Here is a 26,909-nt window from a genome sequence, read left to right as displayed (position 1 = left end):
GTGAAAGGGATGAAAACGATACAGGAAGTGGCAAAGGAATTCAATATCACACCAAGAACCCTGAGATATTATGAAGAAATTGGACTGCTTTCACCAAATCGCACCCATTCCAATTTACGCACCTTTTCAAAAAAAGAAATTGCCAAATTGAAACTTATCATGCGCGGCAAAAGATACGGCTTTTCACTGGATGAAATAAAGGAGATGATACTGCTCTTTGATCGTGACCGTACAGGCATTAAGCAACTGGAAAAAACCGTGGAATACGGTGAACAGAAAATCAAAGAAATTGAAGAAAAAATTAAGGAGCTGACCCAATTGAAAAGGGAATTGGTGGAGCTGCATTCGTCATTTACCGAAAAACTGGCAAAATTAAAGGGGGAGGATGTCACATGAATAGTTCAATGCTATTGGCCAGAAATGCGCGCAAATATCCAAAGAACGAGGCGGTGATTTGCCAAGGCCGGCGGGTGACGTATAAAGAATTGGACGAGCAGGTTAACCGGTTGGGCAATGCTTTGCTAGGGCTGGGCATCCAACAGGGGGATAAAGTCATCATCTTCATGCCGAATGTATTGGAATTTGTCGTAAGTTATTTTGCCGTCCAACGTATTGGCGCCATTGTCGTGCCGGTGAACGCCAAATTCACCTTACCGGAAGTGGAATATGTGGCGGATCATGCCCAAGCAAAAGCCATCATTGTACATGAAGCGGTCTTTGCATCCGTCGAAAATCTCCAAAATGTCGAAATCAAAATCAAAACCGGTGCCGAAAAAGAAGGGTGGCTTGACTATAACGGGCTGATCGAAAAGTCGGATAACGCAGAAATCAGCTGTCTGTTGAAAGAAGACGATTATTCTACGATCCTTTATACATCCGGAACAACTGGGAAGCCAAAAGGCGTTTTGTTCACCTATCGCAATATATTGGCGGTTGCCCATATGATTGCCATAGAAATGGAAGTGAAGCCGGAAAGCCGGATGTTGCTGATGATGCCGCTGACACACTCGGCTCCACTGCATTTATTCCTGATGTCCGCCGTGCTGGTAGGGGCAACAAACGTACTCACACCTACTTTCACGCCAGATTTACTTATTGACATGGTGGAAAAGGAAAAAACAACCCACTTCTTCGGAGCGCCGGTTGCCTATTTGGTTACGGCATCCCATCCTAAATTGCAAACGGCCGATCTGTCTTCCATGAAATGGTGGATTTATGGCGGGGCGCCGTTATCCGAAAAAGAAGTGCGCCATATACAACAGGCGTTCAAAACGGATAATTTGACTTGCGTATATGGTTTAACGGAAGCAGGGCCAAGCGGGACAATTCTATTCGGATATGAACACAAAGATAAAGCGGGCAGCATCGGAAAGCGGGCGGCCTTCGGAACGGAAATCCGCATTGTGAATGAAAACGGGGAAGACGTCAAAGTCGGCGAAATAGGGGAAATTGTACTATATGGCGAAGGAAACATGGTCGGCTACTATCGGGATGAAGAAGCAACGAAACAGGCATTTATCGGCGGGTGGCTGAAATCAGGCGATTTGGCCCGCTGCGATGAAGATGGGTATATTTGGGTGGTTGATCGGAAAAAAGACGTCATTATTTCCGGGGGCGTCAATATTTATCCGAAAGAAATCGAAGACCGGATTTTGGAGTTTGGAGGAATTCATGAAGTGGCGGTCATCGGAGTCCCGCATCCCGAATGGGGGGAAACGGTGAAAGCGGTGTTTGCCGCTAAAACGCCAATTGACGTGGAAGCATTGAAAGCGTATTTATCGGAGCATCTTGCCAAATATAAAGTGCCGAGGCTGTACGAACAAGTGGAAGCGCTTCCGAGAAATGCATCCGGAAAAATTTTAAAACAACAATTGAAAGTGCAGGCGATGGTAGAATGAAAGTGCTGCAAAATGTGGTGGCAGAAAAAGAGACAAACTTTTTCTCAAGCGATGATACATTGCAAAAAATATTGGAACAAATGCTTGATGAAGAGTTTTATGAATATGCGTTGGAAAAACTGGCAGACTTCGGGGCGCTGGTATGCGGCGAGATTGATGCGCGGGCAAAGCATACGGACCGGGAAGGGGAGCCCCGCCTGATCCGCTACGACAAATACGGAGAAGAAGTATCGGAAATTTGGGTGAATGAAGGATACAAAAAGACCGTAGAACAAACGTACAACACCGGAATAGTCGGCTATGTGCATAAAGAAATTCCGCAGCTGGGAAGAAAGGGCAATTATGTTTACAGCTTTGCACAAGGTTATTTGTTGTCCCATGCGGAACCGGGCTTTTATTGTCCTGTTACTTTGACAATGGCAACGGCGTATTTGCTGGACCATTATGCGGATGAAGAGTTGAAGGCGAAATTTTTGCCGCATGTATGTTCAACGGGTGAAGTGGAGTTGTATGAAGGAGCCACTTTCTTGACTGAGCGGCAGGGAGGTTCCGATGTGGGGGCGAATATTCTTGAAGCAAGATTTGACGGAACCCATTACCGGTTATACGGCGAGAAATATTTTGCCTCCAATGCGGGAATGTGCGGTGTTGCCATGGTGCTGGCCCGGATGCCGGGGGCTCCGGAAGGCACAAAAGGGCTCACTTTGTTTGCAGTGCCTTGGAGAAAGGAAGACGGTTCGCTCAATCATCTGCGCATACGGCGCTTGAAAGATAAATTGGGTGTCCGTGCCGTGCCATCCGGCGAAGTTGAATTTGACGGATCCATCGCCTATGTGGTGGGTGATCCGAAAAAAGGCATCTACTACATGCTGGAGGCGTTGAATTTATCGAGAATCTGCAATGCGGTCGCTTCAGTGGGAATCATGAGGAGAGCATTATTGGAATCCAAATATTATGTTTCCAACCGCGAGGCATTCGGCCAAAGACTGACGAATTATCCGATGATACGGGACTCTTTGGCTAAAATGGCTTCCAAGCTGCACGCCGAAGTGGCGACGCTGTTTGACATGATTCGTTTGTATGATCGGGTGGCAGGCGGTGAAGGAACAGACCGGGATATCGTTTTGAACCGGTTGAACATCGCGATCATGAAGAAAGAAACGGCCGAGCAGGCCATCCGTTTTGCCCATGAAGCGATTGAACTTCATGGCGGCAATGGGTACATTGAAGATTTTGTAACGCCAAGACTATTGAGGGATGCCCAAGTGCTCACCGTTTGGGAAGGAACAGCAAATATCCTGGCATTGGAAGTGATCCGCCTATTTAAAAAATACAAAGCCCATGAATTATTTATCGATGAAATGAAACAGCGTTTGAAAAAAGCGAAGGATTCGAAGCTGAAGGAAATTGTGTCGGAAAAGCTTATGGAACTTTCGGAGGATTTGGAAAAATTCGTGTCCCTGGATGATGAAACGCAAACTTATGAGGGCAAAGGCATCTCCCAAAAGCTGGCATGGATGTATGAGAGTGTCGTGGCTGTCGAATGGGCGGACCGTTACGGAGGGAAATATGAAAAGCTGGCAGACATCTATTTGGAAGATACTTGGAAACTGCGGAAATTGGGAGATCCCATGAAGACAGTATTGTATTTTAATGATGTGGTATAGGTGCAAGTTCAAATGGAGCGGATGGAGATTTAGGATGAGAATTTTCCTTTCCGCTCCACTTTAATGACACTGAATTTTTATAATATGAACATGCGGTTTGCCGGATCCGTGCGCCATGAACTCAGGTTTGTAAGTGAATAAACCCCCGGAAAAACTCTTTATTAGATTATGATAAATTAATGGTTGAAATTTCTTTAATAAACACATAATTTCTCGTTTACGCAAATATATTTCATTGATAAAATAATACTGAATACAGTTGTCTGAATATTCGAAAAATAAAAGTGCTCCAGGCACTGAAATGGGGGATTGGGGATATGTTTGTTACAGACATTGTGGAAAAACATGCATTAAAACAACCTTCCAAGGAAGCGATCATTTTTGAAAACACAACGATGACCTATGGAGAATTGTATGAAAATGCGAAGAAGGTTGCCGCCTATCTTCAAAACAAGGGCTATAAAAAAGGCGATATCATCGCCCAATTTATGCTCAATACGGATTTATTCTTGCCGGTCTATTTAGGCGCAAAATTGGCCGGATTAACGATTATGCCGGTGAATACGAAACTTGCGCCACCGGAAGTGGATTATATTTTCCAACATTCTGAAGCAAAAGCTCTATTTTTTGACGAAGAAATTGAAGAGACCATCAGGCAAACGGTTCACCGTTTTGAACACGTCATTTCCTCTACCGAAATTAAAAAAATCCTTAGAGGGAATAATACCGATTTTAATCGAGTTCCAAATGAGGGTGAAGAAACGGCCGTTGTCATGTATACATCCGGAACAACCGGAAAACCAAAGGGGGTTATGCTCACACACAACAATGTGATTGAAACGGCGAAAATTTGGTCCGATTCGATGAAACTGACGGAAAAGGACCGGACTTATATATGTACGCCGCTCTTCCATTGCGCGGGACTTCATGTGTTTGCCGTGCCGACTTTGTACAAGGGTGGAACCGTTGTCATAGAAGAAGCCTTTTCGCCTGATCGGACATTAAGAAATCTTGTGGAAACGGAAGCGACCATCTTTTTCGGTGTTCCTGCAATGTACACCATCCTCTTGAATAAACCGGAAATCGGGGAATATAATTTTCAAAATTTACGATTATTCTGCTATGGCGCTGCGCCAATGCCATATGAACTTGTAAAAAGATTAAAAGATGCGTTTCCAAATGTAAAAGTGCAAAATTTGTATGGACAAACAGAAAATACCCCTGCCGCGTCGTCCTTGACCGATGAGCATGCTCTGCATAAAATCGGTTCTGTCGGGAAGCCGTTGAAAAATACGCAAATCAAGCTTGTTGGTCCGAATGGCGAAGAAGTTCCGGTCGGGGAAGTGGGCGAAATTTGCGTGAAGGGTCCGCAGGTGATGAAGGGATATTTAAAAAATCCAGAAGAGACGGCCAAAACAATCCGGGATGGCTGGCTGTATTCAGGAGATTTAGGGAAATTCGATGAAGAAGGATTTTTATATATCGTCGACCGGAAAAAGGATATGATCATCCGCGGAGGCGAAAATATTTACCCGGTTGAAGTGGAAGAAGTGTTATATCAAATTCCTGAAATTTTGGAAGCAGCTGTTGTCGGAGTTCCTCATGAAGTGTACGGTGAAGTGCCTAAAGCGTACATCGTGTTTAAAAAGGGAAAATCCCTCTCAGCAGAAGAAATTATCAATTACTGTTTGACTAAACTTGCCAAATATAAAGTGCCGGCAGAAATTGAAGAACTGGACCAGCTTCCAAGAAATGCTTCCGGAAAAGTGTTGAAACATATGTTGCGTCCAAAGAAAGAATCTGTATAGGAAGAGGGGGAACATGCCCGGTCCATTAAGGGAAATGCAGCCCGAAAAATCCAAGGCTGCATTTTTCATTACTTCACAACCGGTTTTTTCACTGTAACATGTTCCCGGGATATTTGAATTTGGTTTAAAAGGGTATTGGCGATTAAGCAGTTTTTCTCAACAAATTCCAAAAATTCGCGTACTTTCTCTTCCGGTGAATTGGATTCAACCACTGTATTCACTTTGATTTGCGGAATAAGCCCAACGGTTCCATCCGGTTTTTCCGATGTCCCTTCCAGCTCGATTGCCAGATGTTGAAGATCAACGCCAAATTTTTTCGCATACAATTTTGCCGTAATCAATTGGCAGGCGCCTAATGCGCCAATCAACAATTCGGGTGGCGTAACTCCTTCGCCTGTTCCGCCAAATTGCGGAATTGTATCCGAAATGATTTGTTGGTCACGTGCTTTTACTACGGCTTGTTTTTGGTCGTTCAATTCTACGGTAACTTTATAAGTTCCCATTCCAATACCTCCTAATCTAATATTTTTACTAGGTTTTTTACATTATATTTCCTTTCTAATTTGGATTCAAGTTTTTAGCTTTACAGAGTGAAAAGCTCGTTTTTGGAATCGTGTTCTGACAATATGAAAATGATTTGAAATTTTTCGTATATAAAAAATCAATATGATTTTTGAAACATTATTCGGCATACATTCGTATGAAGGAAAGAAAAATTTTGGCGGTAAGGGGAGTTATATATGTCGTTCTTCAATAAAATGTTGGCCACCATTGGAATAGGATCGGCAAAAGTGGATACAAAGCTGGAGAGAGCTTCCTATTATGCCGGGGAAACGATTCAGGGCGAAGTGGAAGTTTATGGGGGAAATGTCGATCAACAAATCAACACCATTTATTTAACATTGTATACAACGTATGTTAAAGAAGTGGATGATCGGAAAGTTTCTGTTCCATATGCTTTCCATAAATTCAAAATTTGCAATCCTTTTATCATTCGCTCAAATGAAACGAAAATCATCCCATTTTCTTTCAAATTGCCGGTGGATACCCCGGCTACCGTCGGAAATTCAAGGGTATGGGTAAAGACGGAGCTGGACATCCAGAGCGGCGTGGATTCAACCGACAAAGATTATATCGAAGTCCGTCCGTCCAAAATGGCTTTGGCCGTATTGGATGCCGCGCAGAATTTGGGATTCCGCCTTCGGAAGGCTGAAAACGAACATGTATCATACCGTTTCCAAAGAAATTATCCGTTTGTCCAAGAATTCGAATTTGTGCCGGTTGCAGGTCCTTTCAGAGGACGGTTGGATGAGTTGGAAATCGCTTTCTTGTCCCAGCGGGAAGGGGCGGTGGAATTGCTGCTCGAAGTGGACAGAAAAGCCAGAGGGCTGGGCGGATTGTTTGCGGAAATGTTGGATGTGGATGAAAGCCACGTTCGGCTGACCATTACGGAAGCGGATCTCGGCCGCGTCGAACAGAGACTGCAAGAAGTAATCTCGAGATATGCGTAAAAGTTATTTAATAGGGGTTGTTCACCAAATACAAATAGTAGTACAGACAATTTGCCTGTACTACTATAATTTTTTAAGCCAATTTTCTTTCATCCATCGTTATTAATTTCAAATGTTTCAAATCTAATAAAAACTCCCCGGATTTTAAAATATCAAGTCCAATCAGCCCATGAATATCCCATTCCCGCAAAGGGCCAAAATCGACCGGAACTTTATGGAAAGTTTTTTCACCTATTTTTACATAATCCAGGATTTTTGAAAAACTGTATTCCGATCCGCCAATTCCAAAGTGGCGGACGATGGGATCTCCATTTTCAAAGGCAACTCCCAAATCCTGCACCGAGTCGATGTCGATGAAGGAATGGGAGGAGCCGGAATCAATCGCAACCCGGTTCAAGCATTTTCTTTTTCCTTTATAACAAATTTCGATGGTAGAAAGTAGCAAGCCATTTTCAAAAATCAGTTGCACAGGATATCCCTCCGCTTTCATTCCTGTTTAAAAATTTTGGAACATTATTTGAATGGCTGGAATTTGTATTTCTTGATCGCTTCCCGGTTCAGATGACGCAAAATAAAGCCGATCAAAACGACGATCAAAATTAATAAAATTTGAAACAGCAAAATTGGCAACGGATTTGTAAGAAAGGGCTGCACATAAGCGTCCCGGATGATCATTTTCGATGCGGTCCAGGCAAGGATGGCGGCTCCCAAATATATCACCACAGGGAATTTTTCGATAATGCGAATAACGATGGTGCTTCCCCACACAATAATAGGGATTGAGATTAAAAGTCCGATGACGACAAGCAGCATGTTTCCGGACGATGCACCGGCAATGGCGATTATATTGTCGATGCCCATCAAAAAATCGGCCAGCATGATTGTCCAAACGGCGCCCAAAAAGGTTTTCGAGGCTGGACGAATGCCGGTGTTTTCTTCTGAAACCAGCAACTTTATCGCAATGTACACCAGCATCACGCCGCCAATCAGCAACAATCCGTCGAGTTCCAGCAATTTCACGGCAAGCAGCGTAAAGAGGATGCGCATCAAAATGGCGGCAATAGTGCCCGCTACAATAACCTTCTTTTGCTGCTTTGACGGAAGATTTTTTGCCACCATTCCGATCAATAAGGCATTGTCTCCTGCCAGCACAAGATCAATGAAGATAATGGACATCAGTGCGGTGTAAAATTCCAAAGACAAATTTTCCATTCCTGCTCCCCTATCCGTCTGTTTTTGGACAGTATATGAACGAATCCGCTTATTAAGAAGTGTGGTACGTTTGCTATATTTATTGACATGATTTTTCGGTTTTCATATAATTTACTGAGAATATAACAAAATGGAAAATCGGGAACACGATGAAGGAGAAAGTACGTTTTTGCCAAGTGCAAAGAGAGGGATTCCTTGGGCTGAAAGAATCTCCACAGCGGCAATAGCGGAAAGCTACTCCAGAGTGCAGCTAATCCCTGCCGTTCACTTACGTTACAGTGGCCAGAGTGACAGTTTCCAATGGCTGTAATTCATCCTGCAGCGGGTTCGATGGAAACTGTAACAAGGGTGGTACCGCGAAATATCCGTCTTCGTCCCTTACCGGGATGAAGACTTTTTTCATTTTGGCGAAAAAAATTCAGGAGGAACAATACAGGAGGTTTAAACGAATGAAAGCAGCAGAGATTCGTCGCAAATTTTTAGACTTTTTTGTTGAAAAAGGCCATAAAATTGAACCATCCGCTTCATTGATTCCAGTCAATGACCCGTCCCTTCTTTGGATCAATTCAGGGGTGGCGACGTTGAAAAAATATTTTGACGGCCGTGAAATTCCTGAAAATCCAAGAATTACAAATGCCCAAAAATCGATCCGCACAAATGATATTGAAAATGTAGGAAAAACAGCCCGCCACCATACTTTTTTCGAAATGTTAGGAAACTTCTCCATCGGGGATTATTTTAAAAGGGAAGCGATCCATTATGCGTGGGAATTTTTAACAGATCCCAAATGGATGGGATTCGATCCGGAAAAGCTTTCCGTTACAATTCATCCGGAAGATGAAGAAGCTTATGACATTTGGAAAAATGAAATCGGATTGCCGGAAGAACGCATCATCCGCATTGAAGGAAACTTCTGGGATATCGGGGAAGGTCCATCCGGTCCGAACTCGGAAATTTTCTATGACCGTGGTCCGGAATACGGCAATGATCCAAACGATCCGGAATTGTTCCCGGGCGGAGAAAATGAACGCTATTTAGAAATCTGGAATCTGGTGTTCTCCCAATTCAATCATAATCCTGACGGCACCTATACGCCGCTGCCTAAGAAAAACATCGATACCGGCATGGGACTTGAACGGATGGCTTCCGTTGTGCAAAACGTACCGACAAACTTTGATACAGATTTGTTCATGCCTATCATTGAAAAAATCGAGGAGTTTGCCAACCGCCGTTATAAACGGCCAGGGGAAATCGATTTGAAAGAAATCTTCAATAATAAGGAAGATATTAATACACCATTCAAAGTCATTGCAGACCATATCCGCACAGTCGCCTTTGCGATCGGGGACGGTGCTCTGCCATCCAACGAAGGACGCGGCTATGTTATCCGCCGTTTGCTTCGCCGCGCGGTCCGTTATGCAAGACAAATCGGCATTGAGAAGCCGTTCATGTTCGAACTCGTTCCGGTGGTAGGAGAAATCATGAAAGACTTCTATCCGGAAGTGAGCCAAAATTGTGAATTCATCCAACGGGTAGTGAAAAATGAAGAAATCCGTTTCTTGGAAACGTTGGATGCCGGTCTTGAAATTTTAAATGAAGTGGTTGAGCGGGAGAAAAAATTGGGTCTTACTGAAATTCCGGGTGAAGATGTCTTCCGTTTATATGATACGTATGGTTTCCCGGTTGAATTGACAAAAGAATATGCGGAAGAGCACGGCATGACGATTGATGAAGAAGGATTCGAAAAAGAGATGGAGAAACAGCGGGAACGTGCAAGAAGCGCGCGTGCCGACGTTGATTCCATGCAAGTGCAAAATGAAGTGTTGACAAATTTGACAGTGCCATCAGTCTTTGTCGGATATGAAGTGGCGGAATGCGATACAACGGTTGCTGCGATAGTGGCAAACGGCCAACAGGCGGATATGGCATCGGAAGGGGAAGAAGCGTTTGTCATTTTGGCCGAAACGCCATTCTATGCGGAAATGGGGGGCCAGATTGCAGATACCGGAATCCTTGAAGGCGACGCATTCAGAGCGGTAGTCAAAGACGTCCAACTTGCGCCAAACGGACAACATCTTCATACAGTGGTCGTTGAGTCAGGGGAAATGCGCATCAATGACAAAGTAAAAGCGAAAGTGAATCAAGAAGAGCGTAAGCTGATTGTGAAAAACCATACGGCTACGCACTTATTGCACCGGGCGTTGAAAGATGTATTGGGCGAACACGCTAATCAGGCAGGTTCCTATGTAGGTCCGGATCGTCTGCGCTTCGACTTTACGCACTTTGGACAAGTCACAAAAGAAGAATTGGAACAAATTGAGCGCATCGTCAATGAAAAAATTTGGGAAGATATTGAAGTGGTCATCGAAGAAATGCCGCTGGAAGAAGCAAAAGCGCTCGGGGCAATGGCGCTCTTCGGTGAAAAGTACGGAGATATCGTGCGCGTGGTACAAGTCAGCGATTATTCCATCGAGCTTTGCGGCGGTCTGCATGTCAACCGCACTTCTGAAATAGGATTATTTAAAATCGTTTCCGAAGGCGGAATCGGTGCAGGGGTAAGACGCATTGAAGCCGTGACAGGAAAAGGCGCTTACTTTGCGGTGAAAGAAGAAGAAAGAATCCTGCAAGAAGCGGCTGCCCAATTTAAATCAAATCCAAAAGATTTGGTGATGCGAATTCAAGGATTGCAAGGGGAGTTTAAAGAACTTCAACGCGAAAATGAATCATTGTCACAAAAATTGGCAAACCTTGAAGCAGCAAGCGTCTTGGATGCGGCGCAAAAAATCGGGGATATTACCGTATTGTCTACACGGGTTGAAGCAAAAGATAATAATCAGCTTCGCCAAATGATGGATGACTTAAAAATGAAGCTGGAAAAAGCGGTCATTGTCCTTGGGGCTGTGCATGACGGCAAAGTGATGCTTTGTGCGGGCGTCACAAAAGATATTGCCGGAAAAGAGTATCATGCAGGAAATATTGTAAAATCCGTTGCCGAAAAATGCGGCGGCAAGGGCGGCGGAAGACCTGATATGGCGATGGCCGGCGCAAAAGATGCTTCCAAACTTGAAGAAGCCCTCCAATCTGTATATGATTACGTAAAATCTATTTAAAACTAGGGAATAAATCTATTTCGCCTGCTCATTGTATCAGTTATAATAAAGGAAATGGAGCTGGAATTTCCTGTCCAACCCCTTATTTCTGAAAGCGAGGTGCTGGTCTTGAGTTCGTTCGATCAAACGATGAAATTTAGTTTTCCGGAAGAATCAATGGAAGAAGAAGTCAAGCAAGTCATGTTAAAAGTGTACTCTGCTCTTGAAGAAAAAGGATATAATCCGACGAATCAAATTGTGGGGTACCTGTTATCTGGTGATCCGGCATATATTCCTCGCCATCAAGATGCACGAAATTTAATCCGCAAACTTGAACGCGACGAAATTTTGGAGGAACTTGTAAAATTCTATATCAAACATCATAAAGAGGATAAATCAGAATGAGGATAATGGGTTTAGATGTCGGTGCAAAAACGATTGGCATAGCAATCAGCGATCCATTGGGATTGACGGCCCAAGGGATTGAAACGATTCATATAGATGAGGAAGCGGGCGAATTCGGGTTAGAACGGATTAAAGAACTGGTAGAAGAGTATGGGGTTACCGAATTTGTGGTGGGATATCCAAAGAATATGAACAATACCGTTGGCCCCCGGGGAGAAGCTTCGGAAAAATATAAAAAACTGTTGGAAGAAACGTTCAACTTGCCAGTCACTCTTTGGGACGAAAGGTTAACCACGATGGCGGCCGAACGGATGCTGATCGAAGCGGACGTCAGCCGGAAAAAAAGAAAAAAAGTGATTGATAAAATGGCGGCTGTCATGATTTTGGAGGGGTATTTAGACAGCAGATCCTTCCGGTGACATCCCAAATTGGGTGAATAGATAAATGCAAGATTGATTCATACTGTCCTTAAGACAATTTGTCGGGGATGATATAGATTTCCTTAATCTGTTAGAAAGAGGTGGCCAACATGGCACATAATCATGAGTTCGAAGAAAGACAAATTACCGTCATTGATGAAGACGGAAACGAACAGCTTTGTGAAGTCATTCATACATTTGATTCGGAGAAATTTGGAAAGTCCTATGTATTATATACCCCAGTCGGTGCAGAGGAAGATGAAGAAGGTCAAATCGAAATCTTCGCTTCTTCCTTCATCCCCGGCGAAAATGGGGAAGAAGGGGAATTGTTCCCGATTGAAACGGAAGAAGAATGGGATATGATTGAAGAAGTCATCCACTCTTTGGAGGAAGAATTCGAAGAGGAAGAAGATGAGGATTAATTGGAAAGAGTAGGCAGTCTCTTGCCTACTTTTTTCTTGCTTTTTGCCCCGAAAAAATCATTTTATATTCTACATTCCACAAACTATTACTCAAAATCGAAAATGGATCAGGAGGAAATTATGGACCAGCCATTATTTACATTGGAAACAGAAGAAGGAATCAAAACATGCAAGGTGTTGTTTACATTTGATACGGATGATCACTCTTATTGTATCTATTCCATATTGGATGAAAACGGAAATGATACAGGGGAAATTTCCGCTGTCCGCTATGAAACGGATGAAAATCTGGAGATGTCGAATTTTCAGGATCTGGAAAGCGAAGAAGAATGGGATATGGTGGAAGAAGTCTACAACACATTGGTGGATGCTTTCACGGACGAACAAAATACTTTTTTCGCCACAGATGAAGACGGAAACGAAGTGGAATGCCAAATCATGTACCGTTTTGAACTTGAAGAGACCGGAAAAAAATATGTCGTCTATACGGTAGTGGATGAAGGAAAAAATGGCGAACTATATGCGGCAAGCTTCGAGGAATCAGAGGACGGGGGAATCGAAGAACTATTTCCGATTGAAACGGAGGAAGAATGGAAAAAAATAGAGGAAATCGTTGAACGGATTCAACGATAAAGGCTGTCCGTAAGTAAAAAAGCGTTCTTCTGCAATCATTGTGAACATCACCGCAGAAGGACGCTTACATTTAGCGGTAAGGCGCGGCCGGGTTCGAACCTTTCTTGCGAAAAAACGTAAAAATACATAGAAAAGGGATGCGGGAGGCCTAAGGGATATTTAAATATTGTTAATCTTACCATTATTTTATATCATATGTATGAAACATTATAGGAGGGAAATATGTGGACCAGGAGATGTTGGATAAAATAAAGCAGCGTAAACAGGAAGGTAAAGTGGTCCGTCGAATTGTAACAAGGGTCACAGTCATAGTTTTAGCCTGTATCGCCGTTATCGGCATTTTTGGCACATTATATATCAAAAGCGCTCTGAAGCCGGTCGATCCGGATTCGGAAAAACAAATACAAGTGGAAATTCCAATGGGTTCCGGAATTTCTTCCATTTCAAAGATTCTGGAAGAACATGGAATCATAAAAAATGCGACCGTATTTAAATATTATGCTAAATTTAAAAACCAGTCCAACTTCCAGGCAGGCAATTATACGATGACGCCAAGCATGACGCTGGATGAAATTCTGGAAAGCTTAAAAACAGGGAAAGTTTACAGGGAACCTGTTTTTAAAATCACAATCCCCGAAGGCATGACATTAGAACAGATCGGAAACATTATCGAAAAGCGCACCGACTATACGAAAGAACAATTCATGGAGAGGGTCAACAACGAAGAATTTATCAATGGCGTAATGGCCGCTTATCCGGATTTGTTAACGGATGAAATCTTCAATGAAAACATCCGTTATCCGTTGGAAGGCTATTTATTCCCCGCGACATATTCTTTTTATGAAAAAGACGTTTCTTTGGACGACATTATACTGCCAATGATTGAAAAAACAAATAGTGTCATCAATGAATATAAACCGTTGATTGCCGAAAAGAAGATGACCGTCCATACGCTTTTGACGTTCGCATCCCTGTTGGAAGAGGAAGCGACGGCAAAATCGGATCGGGAAACGATCGCAAGCGTATTCTATAACCGGTTGGAAGCCGGCATGCCTCTCCAAACAGACCCGTCGGTTTTATATGCTCTGGGCGAACATAAAGACCGGGTGCTATATGAAGATTTAAAAGTGAAAAACCCTTATAATACGTATGTAAATCCAGGCTTGCCGCCGGGACCTATCGCCAATGCCGGCATCGTTTCCATTGAAGCGGCATTAAATCCGACGGATACCGAATATCTTTATTTCTTGGCCGACAAGGAAGGAAACAACCACTTTGCGAAGACATATGAAGAGCATTTAAAAAATAAGAGCAAATATATAAATAATAGTGGCAACAAAGAGAAAAAAGAATAATTGTTCCGGAAAATAGCAGTATTCACCATCGATGGTTTGAACTGCTATTTTCTCATTTGATAAGTCAAAGAATTTCAGACGTTAGTATGAAATCGAACCTTTTTTTGATGAAAATCGTAAAGATTATTCGCTTTCCATTCATTTTCGTGATATGATTAAATGTGATTTTCCATAGGGGAATGATCATAAAGCCAACATGTTTGGTTTTTTCTTTTTTATATAGCATCTGAAGGAGAGAAAACATGGAGTTTTCAGACAAGTTTATCGAATCCTTCCTTCATCCCCGGAATGACCTGTTAGTAAAAATGGAACAATATGCACAAATGCACCGTATTCCGATTATGCAGCTTCCGGCAATGGAAGTATTGGAGCAGTTTTTAAGGATTCAGCGGCCGAAGACGCTGTTGGAGATAGGAACGGCCATCGGTTATTCAGCGCTCCGCATAGCGCAGGCTTTGCCGGATTGCCGAATAGTGACCATCGAACGGGACCGTGAGCGCGTTCAACTGGCGAAGCAGTTTATCGGAGAGTCAGATGCGGTGCACCGGATTACGGTGATTGAAGGAGATGCATTGGAAGTAGATGTGGCGAATATCCAATCCGTTTTTGATGCGGTTTTTATAGATGCGGCAAAAGGCCAAAATATGCGGTTTTTTGAAAGATTTTCCCCTCTTGTGCCGGCCGGGGGAGTCATATATATCGACAATATATATATGCACGGGCTTTCCGACATGCCTGTAGAGGAAGTGCCAAGAGGCAAACGTTCAATGATTCGCAAATTAAAAGAATTTACCGAATGGATCAAAAACCATCCCGATTATCAGACGACATTCGTTCCTGTTGGAGATGGTTTGTTAATTTGTTTAAAGAGGTGAAGTTATTTGAAAAAACCGGAATTGCTTGTGACTCCAAAGTCACTGTCCCATATAAAAGATTTGATTGAGGCAGGAGCTGACGCTTTCCTCATTGGGGAGCAACGCTTTGGCTTGCGCCTTGCCGGGGAATTTGACATCGACCAAGTCAAGGAAGCAACTGAGATGATCCACAAAGCTGGAAAGAAAGTATATGTTTCTTGCAACGCTTTATTCCATAATGATCGGTTGGAGGAATTGGACGAATATTTGAAAAAGCTCCAAAAAATCGGTCCAGACGCCATTTTGTTCGGTGACCCGGCGGTCGTTGTGTCCGTGAGGGAGTTTGGCATTACGATTCCTCTGCATTGGAATCCGGAAACGACTGCCACAAACTGGTTTCAAGTAAATTATTGGGGAGAAAGAGGCGCAAAACGGACAGTGTTGGCCCGGGAATTATCCTTGGATGAAATCTTGGAAATCAAAGAAAACTCAAAATATGAAATCGAAGTGCAAGTACATGGCATGACTTGCATTTTCCAATCCAAACGCAAATTGTTGGGCAACTACTTCCTATATCGCGGCCAAGTGATGGAAGTCGAGAACCGCAAAGAAAATAAAAACATGTTTTTGCATGATAAAGAGCGCAACAACCGGTATCCGATTTACGAAGACATGAACGGAACGCATATTTTCTCGCCGAATGATATTTGTCTGATCGATGAATTGACGGAGTTTTTTGAAGCGGGCATAGATGCCTTTAAAATTGACGGCATTTTGAAATCGGAAGAATATATTACTACCGTGACAAAACTTTATCGGCAGGCAATCGATGCTTATTTCGACCTGGGCGAAGAAGCCTACGATGAAATCAAAGATGATTTATATGAACAAATCGCGGCCATCCAGCCGCCGTTAAGACCGCTGGATACCGGATTTATCTATAAAGAAACGGTGTATTAAGAAAGGAGGGGCTTGAATGTTGCAATTGATCGAAAATGAAAGCATCCGTGAAACGATCAACGGGAAACGCGTCATTACGAAAAAACCTGAACTGCTCGCGCCTGCAGGAAGCCTCGAAAAATTGAAGGTGGCTGTCCATTATGGCGCGGATGCGGTATTTATCGGCGGGCAGGAATTCGGTCTGCGCTCCAATGCGGATAACTTCACCATTGAAGAAATGCGCGAAGGAGTGGAATTCGCGAAAAAATATGGCACGGTTGTTTATGTGACAACAAATATCTTCGCCCACAATGAAAACATGGCGGGATTAGAAGAATACTTGCGCGCAATCGCGGACGTCGGCGTAAAAGGGATTATCGTCGCAGATCCTTTAATTATTGAAACATGCAAAAAAGTGGCGCCTGAGCTGGAAATCCATCTGTCAACGCAACAATCCTCAACCAACTGGAAAGCGGTGAAATTCTGGAAAGATGAGGGCCTCGACCGGATTGTGCTGGCCCGTGAGGTAGGCGCAGAGGAAATCCGCCAAATCAAAGAGAAGGTGGATATTGAAATTGAAACCTTTGTTCATGGCGCGATGTGCATTGCATATTCCGGCCGCTGCGTATTATCCAACCATATGACCGCCCGCGACTCCAACCGCGGCGGATGCTGCCAAAGCTGCCGCTGGGATTATGACTTGTATGAAAATGTGGATGGAAATGAAATTCCTTTGTTCAACCAAGGCGATGCCCCTTTTGCGATGAGTCCGAAAGATTTAAAACTAATCGAATCCATTCCGCATATGATAGAACTGGGAATCGACTCATTAAAAGTGGAAGGGCGCATGAAATCCATCCACTATGTGGCAACGGTGATTTCCGTTTATCGCAAAGTGATCGACAGCTATTGCGCAGATCCTGAAAACTTCAAAATCAAGCGGGAATGGCTGGAAGAATTGGACCGTTGCGCTAACCGGGCAACCGCCTCAGCCTTCTTTGAAGGGGAACCCAGCTATAAACAGCAAATGTATGGTTTCCATGCGAAAAAACCGGAATGGGATTTTGCCGGATTCGTGCTTGACTATGATGAGGAAACGCAAATGGTAACTTTGCAGCAGCGCAACTATTTTAAAACAGGAGATAAGGTTGAATTCTTTGGGCCTGAAATTGATACTTTTACAATGACGGTCGGCCAAATGTGGAATGAGGATAACGAGCCGATCGAGGTGGCAAACCATCCGCTCCAAATCGTGAAATTTAAAGTGGAACAGCCTCTTCATCCATACAATATGATGAGAAGATGGCATAAAAAATAGAGAATGGTTCTTGAAACAAGCTTCAATGTGTACTATGATGGATATTGTATTATTTGCATGATTTTAACATTCCATACAATTATATAAATTAAGTCGTAAAATTCGGTTATTAGAGGGCGTGCGTCGGTTCTTCTAAAAGATTCCAACGCGACATATGCTTTTCTAATAACCGGGTTTTATCATATAGAAGAACATTTTTGCGCAAGAGAAAACGATTGCATCTCCATGCATTACTGCATTGGAAAAAAGCGATGTATCTTAAGGAGTGATTGTCTTGGCAAATGAAAAACAATACCCAATGACTTTGGCTGGTAAAGAAAAATTGGAAAAAGAGTTGGAATATTTAAAAACGGAAAAACGGAAAGAAGTCGTAGAACGCATTAAAGTGGCCCGCGGTTTTGGAGATTTGTCCGAAAACTCTGAGTACGATTCCGCCAAAGAAGAACAAGCATTCGTAGAAAGCCGCATTTCGGCAATCGAAAATATGCTCCGCAATGCGGTGATCATTGAAGAAAACGAAGATGAAGCTGACATCGTTACACTGGGTAAAGCGGTTACATTCGTGGAATTGCCTGATGGAGAAGAAGAAGAATATGTCATTGTCGGCTCGGCGGAAGCGGATCCGTTTGAGGGGAAAATCTCAAACGATTCGCCTATTGCAAAAGCGTTGATGGGCCATAAAGTGGGAGATGTAGTAAAATTCACGACTCCAGGCGGCGAGATGGAAGTAAAAATCGTCAACATCCGTTCTTCTTACGAATGATTTCGCTTTGTAAACGGTCGACAAATTTTTGTTTAAAAATTTGTCGACTTTTTCATTTGTAATATTTTTTAACAACTTTCTTAAAAAATTATTGAAGATCATGGATTTTCTCGTTTTCTTGGTAATATGTAAAAAGTAGAAAGGAGGAATTGTATGCCGCAAGAAAATCAAGAAATGAAAAGCCGGAGAATGAGACGCATTTCAAACAATAAGCGGAAAATGAACCGCATTCTGAATATATTGATCGCCATCGTCTTTACATTAATCGTCATTAATGTGTATTTCATCGTGAATGATGAACAGCAGGAAGCAAAAGATGCGGAAACGATCCAAGAAATGAAAGCGGGAAAAGGGAAACAATCCAATAAAGCCGGGGAAAATGATAAGAATAATGAAAAAAGCGAAAAGCCGGGAGAGCTTGGGGATGAAGATGCATCTGACAGCTTTGAAAACGGTGATGATATCATCGTGACGACTTCGAAGGACGCCAATGTGGAAAAAGTCATCGTGAACAACAATTGGAAAGTGACTCCGACGAAACAAACAGGAGAGCATGTTTCCGCATTCCAGGAAGGGCATATCGATTATGAGGAGAAATTGATCACCATCCGCAATGCGGTTGAACTTCCGGAAGACGATATCATTTATTGGTCCGTAAGAAATGATGGGACAGGAAAAGGGGCAATTGCGGTCGTTTCTTCAAAGGATCAATCCAAAAAATACCGGGTACACATTAAATGGATCGACAATGCGGGCTGGATTCCAATTAAGGTGGAAATATTAAAACAACTTAACGGAACATATAAGAACTGAATTGACCTTTTTCCTCTTTTCCGTTACTTTGGAATAGATGTTATATGGAGGAGGAAAAATAAATGAAAATTGCAGTAATCGGTGCGATGGAAGAAGAAGTGGAACTTTTGAGGGATGCCTTGGAAGATAAACAGGTCATGACCATTGCGGGCAATGAATATACTACTGGTACATACAAAGGGAAAGAGATCGTATTGTTAAAAAGCGGCATCGGCAAGGTGAATGCCGCCATGACAACGACGATTCTGCTTCATCAATTTCACCCTGATGTAGTCATTAATACAGGTTCCGCAGGCGGATATGATCCGGAGCTGGAAGTGGGTTCCGTTGTCATTTCGGATGAAGTGCGCCACCATGATGTGGATTGCACTGTTTTTGGATATGAAATGGGGCAAGTGCCGAGGATGCCGGCTTCCTACAAAGCGGATGAATCTTTGGTGAAATTGGCGGTTGAAGCGGTGGAAGAAATCGGGGAGCACACATATGGCGTCGGCCTTATTTGCTCAGGAGATTCATTTATGAGCGACCCTGAGCGGGTGGAAGCGGTGCGGAGCCATTTCCCGCAAATGAAAGCCTGCGAAATGGAGGCCGCTGCGGTGGCTCAAGTTTGCCATCATTTCAAAACGCCATTTGTGGTGATTCGCGCTTTATCCGATATTGCGGGAAAAGAATCGAATATCAGCTTTGAGGAGTTTTTGCCTTTGGCCGCCAAACATTCCACAGAGATTGTTCTAAAAACCATCGAGAAATTATGAGCTTTGACAAGGTCTTGACGATATGATTTTGAAAAAAGTAATATATATGTAGGCGTGTTATATTTTAGAGGAGGTTAAGTTATGGAATTAACGTTAATGTTAGTTTCTGTCATCATCACTGCTCTTGTAGGGATTATCGCATGGTACGGTGCGAGCAGCGATTTAGCAAAATTTGATAAATAATGACTGATAAGCTCGTTTAAATGTATATTTAAATGAGCTTTTTCTTTTTTATAAAAATAAAACTGAGCCGCTCCAATAATGAGCCGGCTCAGTGTCTTACTTTTTTTCCCGTTCCCTTTCTCTTTCATTTTGATTATGTTTAAACTGCTGGTACAATTTCACGAGAGCCCTTTTCTCGATGCGGGATACATAGCTTCGGGAAATATTCAATTTTTTTGCTATTTCCTTTTGTGTCAAAGGTTCTTCGTTATTTAAACCGTAGCGGTAAATGATAATCTCCAATTCCCTCGGATCCAGTGTTTTCAGATAGGAGTATAGTTGTTCAAAACTTTCTTTTTGTTCGATTTTTTCAACGGCAGGTTTTTCATCCAATTGCAATATATCCCGGATTTGCAACGATTGTCCTTCTTTGTCGACGCCGATCGGTTCGAACAAAGATACGTCCTTTTGCACCTTTTTTTGTGCCCGCAAGTGCATCAGGATTTCGTTCTCGATACATCTGGCTGCGTATGTGGCAAGGCGGGTTTTTTTATCCGGCGTATAGCTGCTGACCGCTTTCATTAAACCGATGGTCCCGATGGAGATATAATCGTCCAGCTGTTCATGGGGTGGATGAAACTTCTTTACAACGTGGGCAACGAGCCTCATATTCCGTTCGATTAAATCAAGCCTTGCCTGTTCATCTCCTGCAAGAAAACGTTCAATGGCTTCTGCTTCTTCTTCGGATGTAAAGGGCTTATGAAACGCCTGCCCTTTCAAGTATCCTAGAAACGCGGGGATGTCTAGCCAAAGCTGAATCAAAGATGCCAATATGCCGCCCAAGGACCACATCCTTTCCGCTTTTTTCGACATTATATGTACTATATTATGCAAACATGAGTAATTGCGCTCATTCTGTAGAAAAAAGTAAAATGCGTGAAATGGTTGATAGAAATGTTGAACATTTGATAGTTTAGAAATTGTTGCAAATGTTGTACTATATTTGAGGATGAAACTGCTGCCGAATGCAGGGTCCACATAGGTTTCAAATTGAAGGGATATGCTATAATGGGAAAGAAATTTTGTAAAAAAGGGGAAAGGCTATTGTATAAGTTATTCTTGCCGAATGAATTTGTGACATCTGTATTTGAAATAACTCCTGAAAAATTGTATCAGTTAGGAATACGCGGGTTGATCACCGATTTAGATAATACATTGATTGAATGGAATCGGAAGGATGCAACGGAGGAAGTTGCGGAATGGATGCAAATCATGAAAGAGGCGGGCATCCGCATCGTGATTGCTTCCAACAACAGCGAAGCGCGGGTGAAACGATTTGCGGAGCCTCTGGAGATTCCATATGTGTACCGTGCCAAAAAACCATTGGGGCTGGCTTATAAAGCGGCGTTGGAAAAATTGGAATTAAGCAGGAGAGAAGTAGCGATGATAGGGGATCAGCTGCTTACGGACATTTTTGGTGCGAAACGGCTCGAACTCTATACGTTTTTGGTCCGGCCCGTTGCGGAGTCGGATGGTTTTGTTACGCGCTTTAACCGCTTTTTCGAAAAACGGTTGTTTAATGTTTTAAAACGAAAAGGAATTACGATGTGGGAGGAAAGATAATGACTGAAATGCCAATTTGCATTGGCTGCGGTGTCAAAATCCAGACGGAAGACCCGGAGGCACCGGGCTATGCGCCGCCAAAAACTTTGGAAAAAGAAGAAATCATTTGCCAAAGATGCTTTCGGTTGAAACATTATAACGAACTGCAACCGGTCCGCCTGACGGATGACGACTTTTTAAGAATCTTGAACGGATTAAGCGAACATGACGGATTGATTGTAAAAATTGTAGATATTTTTGACTTCAACGGAAGCTTCATTCCGGGAATTCACCGGTTTGTCGGGAACAATCCGGTATTGCTTGTGGCCAATAAATCGGATTTGTTGCCTAAATCGGTGAAAAAAGAAAAAGTCATCCGTTGGTTGAAAAGAGCCTGCCGGGAATACGGTTTGTTCCCGATTGACGTGAAACTTGTAAGCGCGCATAAAGGATATGGAATGGATGAAGTGATCGAAGCGATTGGACAATACCGCGAAGGAAAAGATGTCTTTGTCGTAGGATGCACCAATGTAGGGAAGTCGACATTCATTAACCGCATCATTAAGAAGGTTACCGGCGAAGGAGATTTAATCACGACATCCCATTTTCCGGGGACAACCCTTGATATGATCCGGATTCCTCTGGAAGACGGAACCGCCATTTACGATACGCCGGGAATCATCAATCATCATCAAATGGCCCATCATATCCACGAAAGCGAGCTCAAATATATTACACCGAAGAAAGAGATTAAGCCGAAAGTGTACCAATTAAACCCTGAACAGACCTTGTTTATTGGAGGTCTTGCCCGTTTTGACTACATTAAAGGCAACCGTAATTCATTTACAATATATGTTTCGAACGATCTGCCTATACATCGCACGAAACTGGTAAAAGCGGACGGATTGTATCAGGAACATAAAGGGAAATTATTGTCTCCCCCTTCCGAAGAATATTTGGACCGGTTGCCGGAATTTGTCCGTCATGAATTTTCCATTAAGCAAGGCAAAACGGATATTGTGATTTCGGGACTTGGATGGATTACCGTGCAGCATTCGCCGGCCGTCGTAGCCTGCCATGCACCAAAAGGTGTAGAAGTATTCGTTCGGCCTTCGTTAATTTAAAGAGAGAGAGGTAGGAAGATGAAAAAATGGTTTGCCGTGATTGGCGATCCGATTGAACATTCAAAATCCCCTTTTATGCATAATACGTGGTTTCAGGAAATGGGAATCGATGCGGCATATATTCCCATCCATGTCAAAAGGGAGAATTTAAGGGAAGCGGTGGCCGCTTTAAAATTGCTCGGGGCAAGCGGATGGAATGTAACAATACCCCATAAGGAAGAGATTATCCAATATTTGGACGAACTTGATCCGATGGCAGAAAAAATGGGCGCCGTCAATACGGTTGTGAGACAAGAGGATGGCACATTAAAAGGATATAATACGGATGGTGCCGGCTTTGTTCATGCCCTGGAGGAAGCGGTTGGAAAGCATAAGGAGAATAAGGTGCTGATCATAGGTGCAGGTGGTGCTGGCAGAGGGATTGCTTTTGCATTGAAAGAATATGGCTATAAACAAGTTGATATTGCCAATCGTACCGTGTCGAAGGCGGAAAGCATCATACAAGAACTCGGCAGCGGAACCGCGCTCTCCCTGGAAGAAGCGGAAAAACAGCTGTCTCAGTACGGCATCGTCATTCAGGCGACTTCGTTAGGGTTATCCACCGGGGAAAGCGGGCTTCCAATTTCGCTGGACGGGCTGCAAAAAGAGGCGATTGCAGCGGATATCGTATATAATCCTTTAATGACGCCATTTTTGCTGGAAGCTGAAAAGCGCGGAGCAAAAATCGTGACAGGATTGGGAATGTTTGTCCACCAAGGGGCAATCGCTTTTAAGCACTGGCTTGGACAATATCCGGATACGGAAGAAATGATGAAAAGATTGATGGAACAATTAAAATAGACAACCAGGAGGAAATTATGCTTACCGGAAAACAGAAAAGATTTTTGCGGGCGGAGGCCCATCATTTGACTCCGATTTTCCAGGTCGGAAAAGGCGGAGTAAACGAACAAATGCTTCGCCAAATAGAAGATGCGCTTGAGGCGAGAGAACTGATAAAGGTCCGCATTTTGGACAATTGCGAAATGGATAAACATGAAGTGGCGGAAGCGTTGGCTGAAGGGACAAATTCCGAGCTTGTCCAATTGATCGGCCTCACGGTCGTGCTATATAAAGAGTCAACGAAAAATAAACGAATCCAATTACCTAAATAATGTTTAAAGTCGGGTGTTCATGATGAAAAAAGTCGGCATATTGGGGGGAACTTTCAATCCCCCGCATATCGGACATTTAATTATGGCAAATGAAGTGTATCATGCTTTAAAGCTTGATGAAGTCCGCTTTATGCCCAATGCCATTGCCCCGCACAAAACAATGCCAAAAGATTCGACGGCCGAAAATCGGCTTCGTATGGTGGAATTGCTGGTGAAACCGTTCAAGGAATTTACCGTTGAAACAATAGAGCTTGAACGGGGCGGCGTATCTTATACTTACGATACAATGGTAGCTTTGAAGGAGAGAGAGCCGGACACGGAATTTTATTTCATCATTGGCGGGGATATGATTGATACTCTTCATACTTGGCATAAAATCGACGAGCTTTTGGAGCTTGTCAAATTTGTCGGAATCAGAAGGCCGGGTACGAAATCTCAGACGTCCTATGACATTATCATGGTTGAAGCTCCAGAAATTGCGCTGTCTTCCACGCTTATTCGCAAACGGTTTGCGACAGGCGGCACGCTGAGATTCCTTCTCCCTCCGGAAGTGGAAGCATACATACGAAAGGAAGGTCTTTATGGGGCGAAATGAATTATTGGAACGAGTTAAATCGCGGATGCCGGAAAAGAGATTTATTCATACAATAGGAGTAATGGAGACGGCAATTCAATTGGCCGAAAAATACGGTGCAGACACAAAAGCGGCAGAAACCGCTGCCATTTTGCACGATGTGGCCAAATATGCGGATGAAGAATGGATGAAAACGATTGTCAGAGAGAACGGCCTTGATGCCAGACTTTTGGATTGGGGTCCGGAGATTTTGCACGGTCCCGTGGGCGCGTGGATTGCGGAAAATGAATTTCACATTACGGATGAAGATATCCTAAATGCCATCCGTTATCATACAACGGGCAGGGCAAATATGTCTAAGTTGGAAAAAATTGTTTATATCGCAGACATGATCGAACCAAACCGGAAATTTGACGGCATTGAGGTTTTGAGGGAAAAAGCGCGGCAGGACCTGGATGAAGCGATGCGGGCATGCATCCGTCATTCCCTGGCCTTTTTGGTGGAATGCAAATTGCCGATTTTCCCTGATTCCATCGAGTGTTACAACGATTATTATAAATCTTTGGTTTAGCTTACTGATGGTTTTACAAAAATAATTAGTAAACAGCAAAAGGAGTTGAAATTTGTTTAATGGCGGATTTGTTGCAAGTAGTGTATAAAGCTTTGGATGACAAGAAAGCGGAAGATATTGTGGTATTAAATATGAAAAATATTTCTTTGTTGGCTGATTATTTTATTATTTGCCACGGCAATTCCGAACGTCAAATCCAGGCAATTGCAAGGGAAGTGATCGATAAAGTTGAAGAAAACGGATTTGATGTGAAAAGGGTCGAAGGTTTTGACGCCGCCCGTTGGGTATTAATCGATTTGAACGATGTTGTTGTGCATATTTTCAATAAAGAGGACCGCCAATTTTACAATTTGGAGCGTTTATGGGGAGATGCACCACAAATCGAAGTGCCGATAGCAAGTGAATAGTTACGGACGTTTTGCTGAAGTATATGATGTGCTGATGCAGGATATTCCATATGAAAAGTATGTGGAATGGGTAGCCATGTTTGCGCCAAGCTCAAAATATCCTGCATTATTGGATGTCGGCTGCGGGACGGGAACATTATCGATTTTATTTCAACAGGCAGGGTACAAAGTAAGCGGGATTGATTTATCCGATTCGATGTTGGCGGTTGCCCAGCAGCGGGCCCAGGAAGCCGGTTTAGCGATTCCGTTCTATCAAATGTCGATGGAAGAGCTGGAAGGATTTTCAGATATTGACGTTATTGTGATTCCGATTGATTCTATTAATTATTTGCAAGAGGAACACCAAGTGAAAGAAACGTTCAAAAGGATTTTCGCTTCTTTGCGTCCCGGGGGACAGCTGTTTTTTGATATCCATTCCATATACAAAATGAACGAAATCTTTTTGGAAAGCCCTTTTACGTATGATGATGGAGAAATCGTTTATATTTGGTACACCGAAAAAAGGGAAGCGCCGCATTCCGTTCAACATGACATCACATTTTTTGTATTGGATGATTCAACGGGACTGTATGAACGTTTTGACGAGCAACATGTTCAAAGAACTTTCCCGGTTGAAATGTATGAAGCGTGGTTAAAAGAAGCCGGGTTTGATGAAGTTTTCATAACGGCAGACTGGGAAAACAAAGCTCCTTGCGAAACGAGTGAACGGATTTTCATTCGCGCGGTCAAATAGCATCTTTTCAACAAGAAGGTAAATCGATATGATAAAAGTAGCTCCATATGATTTACCTTCTGACAATGAAGAGGGGTGCTCTATGATTTTCCAAGACTTTCTCAAAAAGTATGGAAAAATATTGGCAGCACCCGGAATCCTTTGCCTCATCATTGGGATTTATTTATTTCTTCAGCAAGACCATTCAGATGAAGCGGAACTCATTTCAACCATTCCTCAAGAGCCAGCTCTCACTGACAACGAAACCCTTCAAACGGAAGAAACCTCTTCAACAAAAGTCGTTGTGGATGTAAAAGGAGCCGTAAAATTTCCCGGTGTCTATGAATTGACAAACGAAGACCGGATTATCGACGCCATTCAATTGGCGGGCGGATATCTGGAAGAAGCGGATTCCAAATATATTAATCATGCACAAAAATTGCAGGATGAAATGGTGATCTACATCCCTAAAAAAGGGGAGACCCCGGATGTGGAGGGACAGCGATCCATTGGACAAGTATTCACTCAAACCCAGCCATCCGGCGGTAAAGAAACACTGGTGAACATCAACACGGCCGATGAATCCCAGCTGACGACTTTGCCTGGAATCGGTCCTTCCAAAGCGAAAGCGATTATCCAGTATCGGGAAGAACATGGAAAATTTAAACATATCGAGGATATCAAAAATGTTTCCGGCATCGGGGAAAAAACTTTTGAGAAATTGAAAGACCTCATTACCGTTTAA

The 26,909-nt window shown here is 43.1% G+C and carries 30 protein-coding genes and 1 other annotated feature; of the genes, 26 read left to right on the top strand and 4 right to left on the bottom strand.

Annotated elements, in window-relative coordinates; all coding sequences use genetic code 11:
• Positions 1 to 9 precede the first annotated feature (9 nt).
• From FKZ59_RS03715 to FKZ59_RS03700, 4 genes are all read left to right on the top strand, one after another.
• The gene (locus FKZ59_RS03715; RefSeq protein WP_141601395.1) at positions 10 to 396 is read left to right on the top strand and encodes a MerR family transcriptional regulator; all 387 of its coding nucleotides are present in this window, start codon (positions 10 to 12) and stop codon (positions 394 to 396) included.
• Positions 393 to 1,898: a class I adenylate-forming enzyme family protein gene (locus FKZ59_RS03710; RefSeq protein ID WP_141601394.1), complete on the top strand. Its 1,506-nt coding sequence runs from the start codon at positions 393 to 395 to the stop codon at positions 1,896 to 1,898. The genes FKZ59_RS03715 and FKZ59_RS03710 overlap by 4 nt, the downstream gene beginning before the upstream one ends.
• Positions 1,895 to 3,565 (top strand): acyl-CoA dehydrogenase family protein, encoded by a 1,671-nt coding sequence (locus FKZ59_RS03705; protein ID WP_141601393.1) that lies wholly within the window; start codon positions 1,895 to 1,897, stop codon positions 3,563 to 3,565. The genes FKZ59_RS03710 and FKZ59_RS03705 overlap by 4 nt, the downstream gene beginning before the upstream one ends.
• A 317-nt stretch (positions 3,566 to 3,882) precedes the next feature.
• Positions 3,883 to 5,373 (top strand): class I adenylate-forming enzyme family protein, encoded by a 1,491-nt coding sequence (locus FKZ59_RS03700; protein ID WP_141601392.1) that lies wholly within the window; start codon positions 3,883 to 3,885, stop codon positions 5,371 to 5,373.
• A 68-nt stretch (positions 5,374 to 5,441) separates the two neighbouring features.
• Here FKZ59_RS03700 and FKZ59_RS03695 read toward each other — a convergent pair whose 3' ends face one another.
• On the bottom strand, positions 5,442 to 5,876 hold the full coding sequence (locus FKZ59_RS03695) for an OsmC family protein (RefSeq protein ID WP_141601391.1): 435 nt from the start codon (positions 5,874 to 5,876) through the stop codon (positions 5,442 to 5,444).
• A gap of 237 nt (positions 5,877 to 6,113) precedes the next feature.
• On the opposite strand from FKZ59_RS03695, the gene FKZ59_RS03690 reads away from it, so the two are divergent.
• Positions 6,114 to 6,884 (top strand): sporulation protein, encoded by a 771-nt coding sequence (locus FKZ59_RS03690; RefSeq protein WP_141601390.1) that lies wholly within the window; start codon positions 6,114 to 6,116, stop codon positions 6,882 to 6,884.
• A 73-nt stretch (positions 6,885 to 6,957) separates the two neighbouring features.
• Here FKZ59_RS03690 and FKZ59_RS03685 read toward each other — a convergent pair whose 3' ends face one another.
• Together FKZ59_RS03685 and FKZ59_RS03680 are read right to left on the bottom strand one after the other, a co-directional pair.
• Positions 6,958 to 7,353, bottom strand: coding sequence for a retropepsin-like aspartic protease (locus tag FKZ59_RS03685; protein ID WP_141601389.1), 396 nt, complete (start codon positions 7,351 to 7,353; stop codon positions 6,958 to 6,960).
• Positions 7,354 to 7,397: 44 nt separating this feature from the next.
• Positions 7,398 to 8,096 carry a TerC family protein gene (locus FKZ59_RS03680; protein WP_141601388.1) on the bottom strand — a complete coding sequence of 233 codons (699 nt, stop codon included), beginning with the start codon at positions 8,094 to 8,096 and terminating at the stop codon, positions 7,398 to 7,400.
• Between the two features lie 140 nt (positions 8,097 to 8,236).
• Positions 8,237 to 8,478, top strand: a binding site (T-box leader).
• 67 nt (positions 8,479 to 8,545) lie between these two features.
• Between FKZ59_RS03680 and alaS the strand changes: the two genes are divergently transcribed.
• From alaS to mtnN, 12 genes are all read left to right on the top strand, one after another.
• Positions 8,546 to 11,206, top strand: a complete 2,661-nt coding sequence (alaS, locus tag FKZ59_RS03675; protein ID WP_141601387.1) for an alanine--tRNA ligase — start codon at positions 8,546 to 8,548, stop codon at positions 11,204 to 11,206.
• A 108-nt stretch (positions 11,207 to 11,314) separates the two neighbouring features.
• On the top strand, positions 11,315 to 11,590 hold the full coding sequence (locus tag FKZ59_RS03670) for an IreB family regulatory phosphoprotein (protein ID WP_141601386.1): 276 nt from the start codon (positions 11,315 to 11,317) through the stop codon (positions 11,588 to 11,590).
• Positions 11,587 to 12,009, top strand: a complete 423-nt coding sequence (gene ruvX, locus FKZ59_RS03665) for a Holliday junction resolvase RuvX (RefSeq protein WP_141601385.1) — start codon at positions 11,587 to 11,589, stop codon at positions 12,007 to 12,009. Before FKZ59_RS03670 ends, ruvX begins: the two co-directional genes overlap by 4 nt.
• Positions 12,010 to 12,119: 110 nt before the next feature.
• Positions 12,120 to 12,431, top strand: coding sequence for a DUF1292 domain-containing protein (locus FKZ59_RS03660; RefSeq protein ID WP_141601384.1), 312 nt, complete (start codon positions 12,120 to 12,122; stop codon positions 12,429 to 12,431).
• A gap of 120 nt (positions 12,432 to 12,551) precedes the next feature.
• Positions 12,552 to 13,064, top strand: coding sequence for a DUF1292 domain-containing protein (locus tag FKZ59_RS14665; RefSeq protein WP_181733166.1), 513 nt, complete (start codon positions 12,552 to 12,554; stop codon positions 13,062 to 13,064).
• Between the two features lie 236 nt (positions 13,065 to 13,300).
• Positions 13,301 to 14,419 carry an endolytic transglycosylase MltG gene (mltG, locus tag FKZ59_RS03650; protein WP_141601436.1) on the top strand — a complete coding sequence of 373 codons (1,119 nt, stop codon included), beginning with the start codon at positions 13,301 to 13,303 and terminating at the stop codon, positions 14,417 to 14,419.
• Between the two features lie 242 nt (positions 14,420 to 14,661).
• Positions 14,662 to 15,294 carry an O-methyltransferase gene (locus tag FKZ59_RS03645; protein ID WP_141601383.1) on the top strand — a complete coding sequence of 211 codons (633 nt, stop codon included), beginning with the start codon at positions 14,662 to 14,664 and terminating at the stop codon, positions 15,292 to 15,294.
• Positions 15,295 to 15,300: 6 nt separating this feature from the next.
• Positions 15,301 to 16,233 (top strand): peptidase U32 family protein, encoded by a 933-nt coding sequence (locus FKZ59_RS03640; protein ID WP_141601382.1) that lies wholly within the window; start codon positions 15,301 to 15,303, stop codon positions 16,231 to 16,233.
• Between the two features lie 16 nt (positions 16,234 to 16,249).
• Positions 16,250 to 17,530, top strand: coding sequence for a peptidase U32 family protein (locus tag FKZ59_RS03635; protein WP_141601381.1), 1,281 nt, complete (start codon positions 16,250 to 16,252; stop codon positions 17,528 to 17,530).
• Between the two features lie 274 nt (positions 17,531 to 17,804).
• Positions 17,805 to 18,293 carry a transcription elongation factor GreA gene (greA, locus tag FKZ59_RS03630; RefSeq protein ID WP_141601380.1) on the top strand — a complete coding sequence of 163 codons (489 nt, stop codon included), beginning with the start codon at positions 17,805 to 17,807 and terminating at the stop codon, positions 18,291 to 18,293.
• 153 nt (positions 18,294 to 18,446) lie between these two features.
• Positions 18,447 to 19,106 (top strand): YrrS family protein, encoded by a 660-nt coding sequence (locus FKZ59_RS03625; protein WP_141601379.1) that lies wholly within the window; start codon positions 18,447 to 18,449, stop codon positions 19,104 to 19,106.
• Positions 19,107 to 19,168: 62 nt separating this feature from the next.
• Entirely contained in the window at positions 19,169 to 19,861 is a 693-nt protein-coding gene (mtnN, locus tag FKZ59_RS03620) for a 5'-methylthioadenosine/S-adenosylhomocysteine nucleosidase (protein WP_141601378.1), read from the top strand.
• Positions 19,862 to 20,140: 279 nt separating this feature from the next.
• On the opposite strand, the gene sigK is transcribed toward mtnN, so the two are convergent.
• Positions 20,141 to 20,866: an RNA polymerase sporulation sigma factor SigK gene (sigK, locus tag FKZ59_RS03615; RefSeq protein WP_141601377.1), complete on the bottom strand. Its 726-nt coding sequence runs from the start codon at positions 20,864 to 20,866 to the stop codon at positions 20,141 to 20,143.
• A 261-nt stretch (positions 20,867 to 21,127) separates the two neighbouring features.
• Here sigK and FKZ59_RS03610 point away from each other — a divergent pair, with 261 nt between their 5' ends.
• The 9 genes from FKZ59_RS03610 to FKZ59_RS03570 all read left to right on the top strand — a co-directional run bounded on the left by FKZ59_RS03610 (position 21,128) and on the right by FKZ59_RS03570 (position 26,909).
• Positions 21,128 to 21,646, top strand: a complete 519-nt coding sequence (locus FKZ59_RS03610) for a YqeG family HAD IIIA-type phosphatase (RefSeq protein ID WP_141601376.1) — start codon at positions 21,128 to 21,130, stop codon at positions 21,644 to 21,646.
• The gene (gene yqeH, locus FKZ59_RS03605) at positions 21,646 to 22,749 is read left to right on the top strand and encodes a ribosome biogenesis GTPase YqeH (protein WP_141601375.1); all 1,104 of its coding nucleotides are present in this window, start codon (positions 21,646 to 21,648) and stop codon (positions 22,747 to 22,749) included. The genes FKZ59_RS03610 and yqeH overlap by 1 nt, the downstream gene beginning before the upstream one ends.
• A gap of 18 nt (positions 22,750 to 22,767) precedes the next feature.
• A complete protein-coding gene (gene aroE / locus FKZ59_RS03600; protein ID WP_141601374.1) occupies positions 22,768 to 23,589 on the top strand; it encodes a shikimate dehydrogenase in 822 nt (273 codons plus the stop codon).
• Between the two features lie 17 nt (positions 23,590 to 23,606).
• On the top strand, positions 23,607 to 23,900 hold the full coding sequence (gene yhbY / locus FKZ59_RS03595; RefSeq protein WP_141601373.1) for a ribosome assembly RNA-binding protein YhbY: 294 nt from the start codon (positions 23,607 to 23,609) through the stop codon (positions 23,898 to 23,900).
• A gap of 22 nt (positions 23,901 to 23,922) precedes the next feature.
• Positions 23,923 to 24,495 (top strand): nicotinate-nucleotide adenylyltransferase, encoded by a 573-nt coding sequence (locus tag FKZ59_RS03590; RefSeq protein ID WP_141601372.1) that lies wholly within the window; start codon positions 23,923 to 23,925, stop codon positions 24,493 to 24,495.
• A complete protein-coding gene (yqeK, locus tag FKZ59_RS03585) occupies positions 24,482 to 25,045 on the top strand; it encodes a bis(5'-nucleosyl)-tetraphosphatase (symmetrical) YqeK (RefSeq protein WP_141601371.1) in 564 nt (187 codons plus the stop codon). The genes FKZ59_RS03590 and yqeK overlap by 14 nt, the downstream gene beginning before the upstream one ends.
• A gap of 59 nt (positions 25,046 to 25,104) precedes the next feature.
• A complete protein-coding gene (gene rsfS, locus FKZ59_RS03580) occupies positions 25,105 to 25,452 on the top strand; it encodes a ribosome silencing factor (RefSeq protein WP_141601370.1) in 348 nt (115 codons plus the stop codon).
• Entirely contained in the window at positions 25,445 to 26,185 is a 741-nt protein-coding gene (locus tag FKZ59_RS03575; protein ID WP_246045807.1) for a class I SAM-dependent DNA methyltransferase, read from the top strand. Before rsfS ends, FKZ59_RS03575 begins: the two co-directional genes overlap by 8 nt.
• 82 nt (positions 26,186 to 26,267) lie before the next feature.
• Positions 26,268 to 26,909, top strand: a complete 642-nt coding sequence (locus FKZ59_RS03570) for a helix-hairpin-helix domain-containing protein (RefSeq protein WP_141601369.1) — start codon at positions 26,268 to 26,270, stop codon at positions 26,907 to 26,909.

Origin of the sequence: Ureibacillus terrenus (assembly GCF_006569205.1) — a bacterium.
GTDB lineage: Bacteria > Bacillota > Bacilli > Bacillales_A > Planococcaceae > Ureibacillus > Ureibacillus terrenus.
This window is presented reverse-complemented; position numbering and strand designations above follow the sequence as displayed.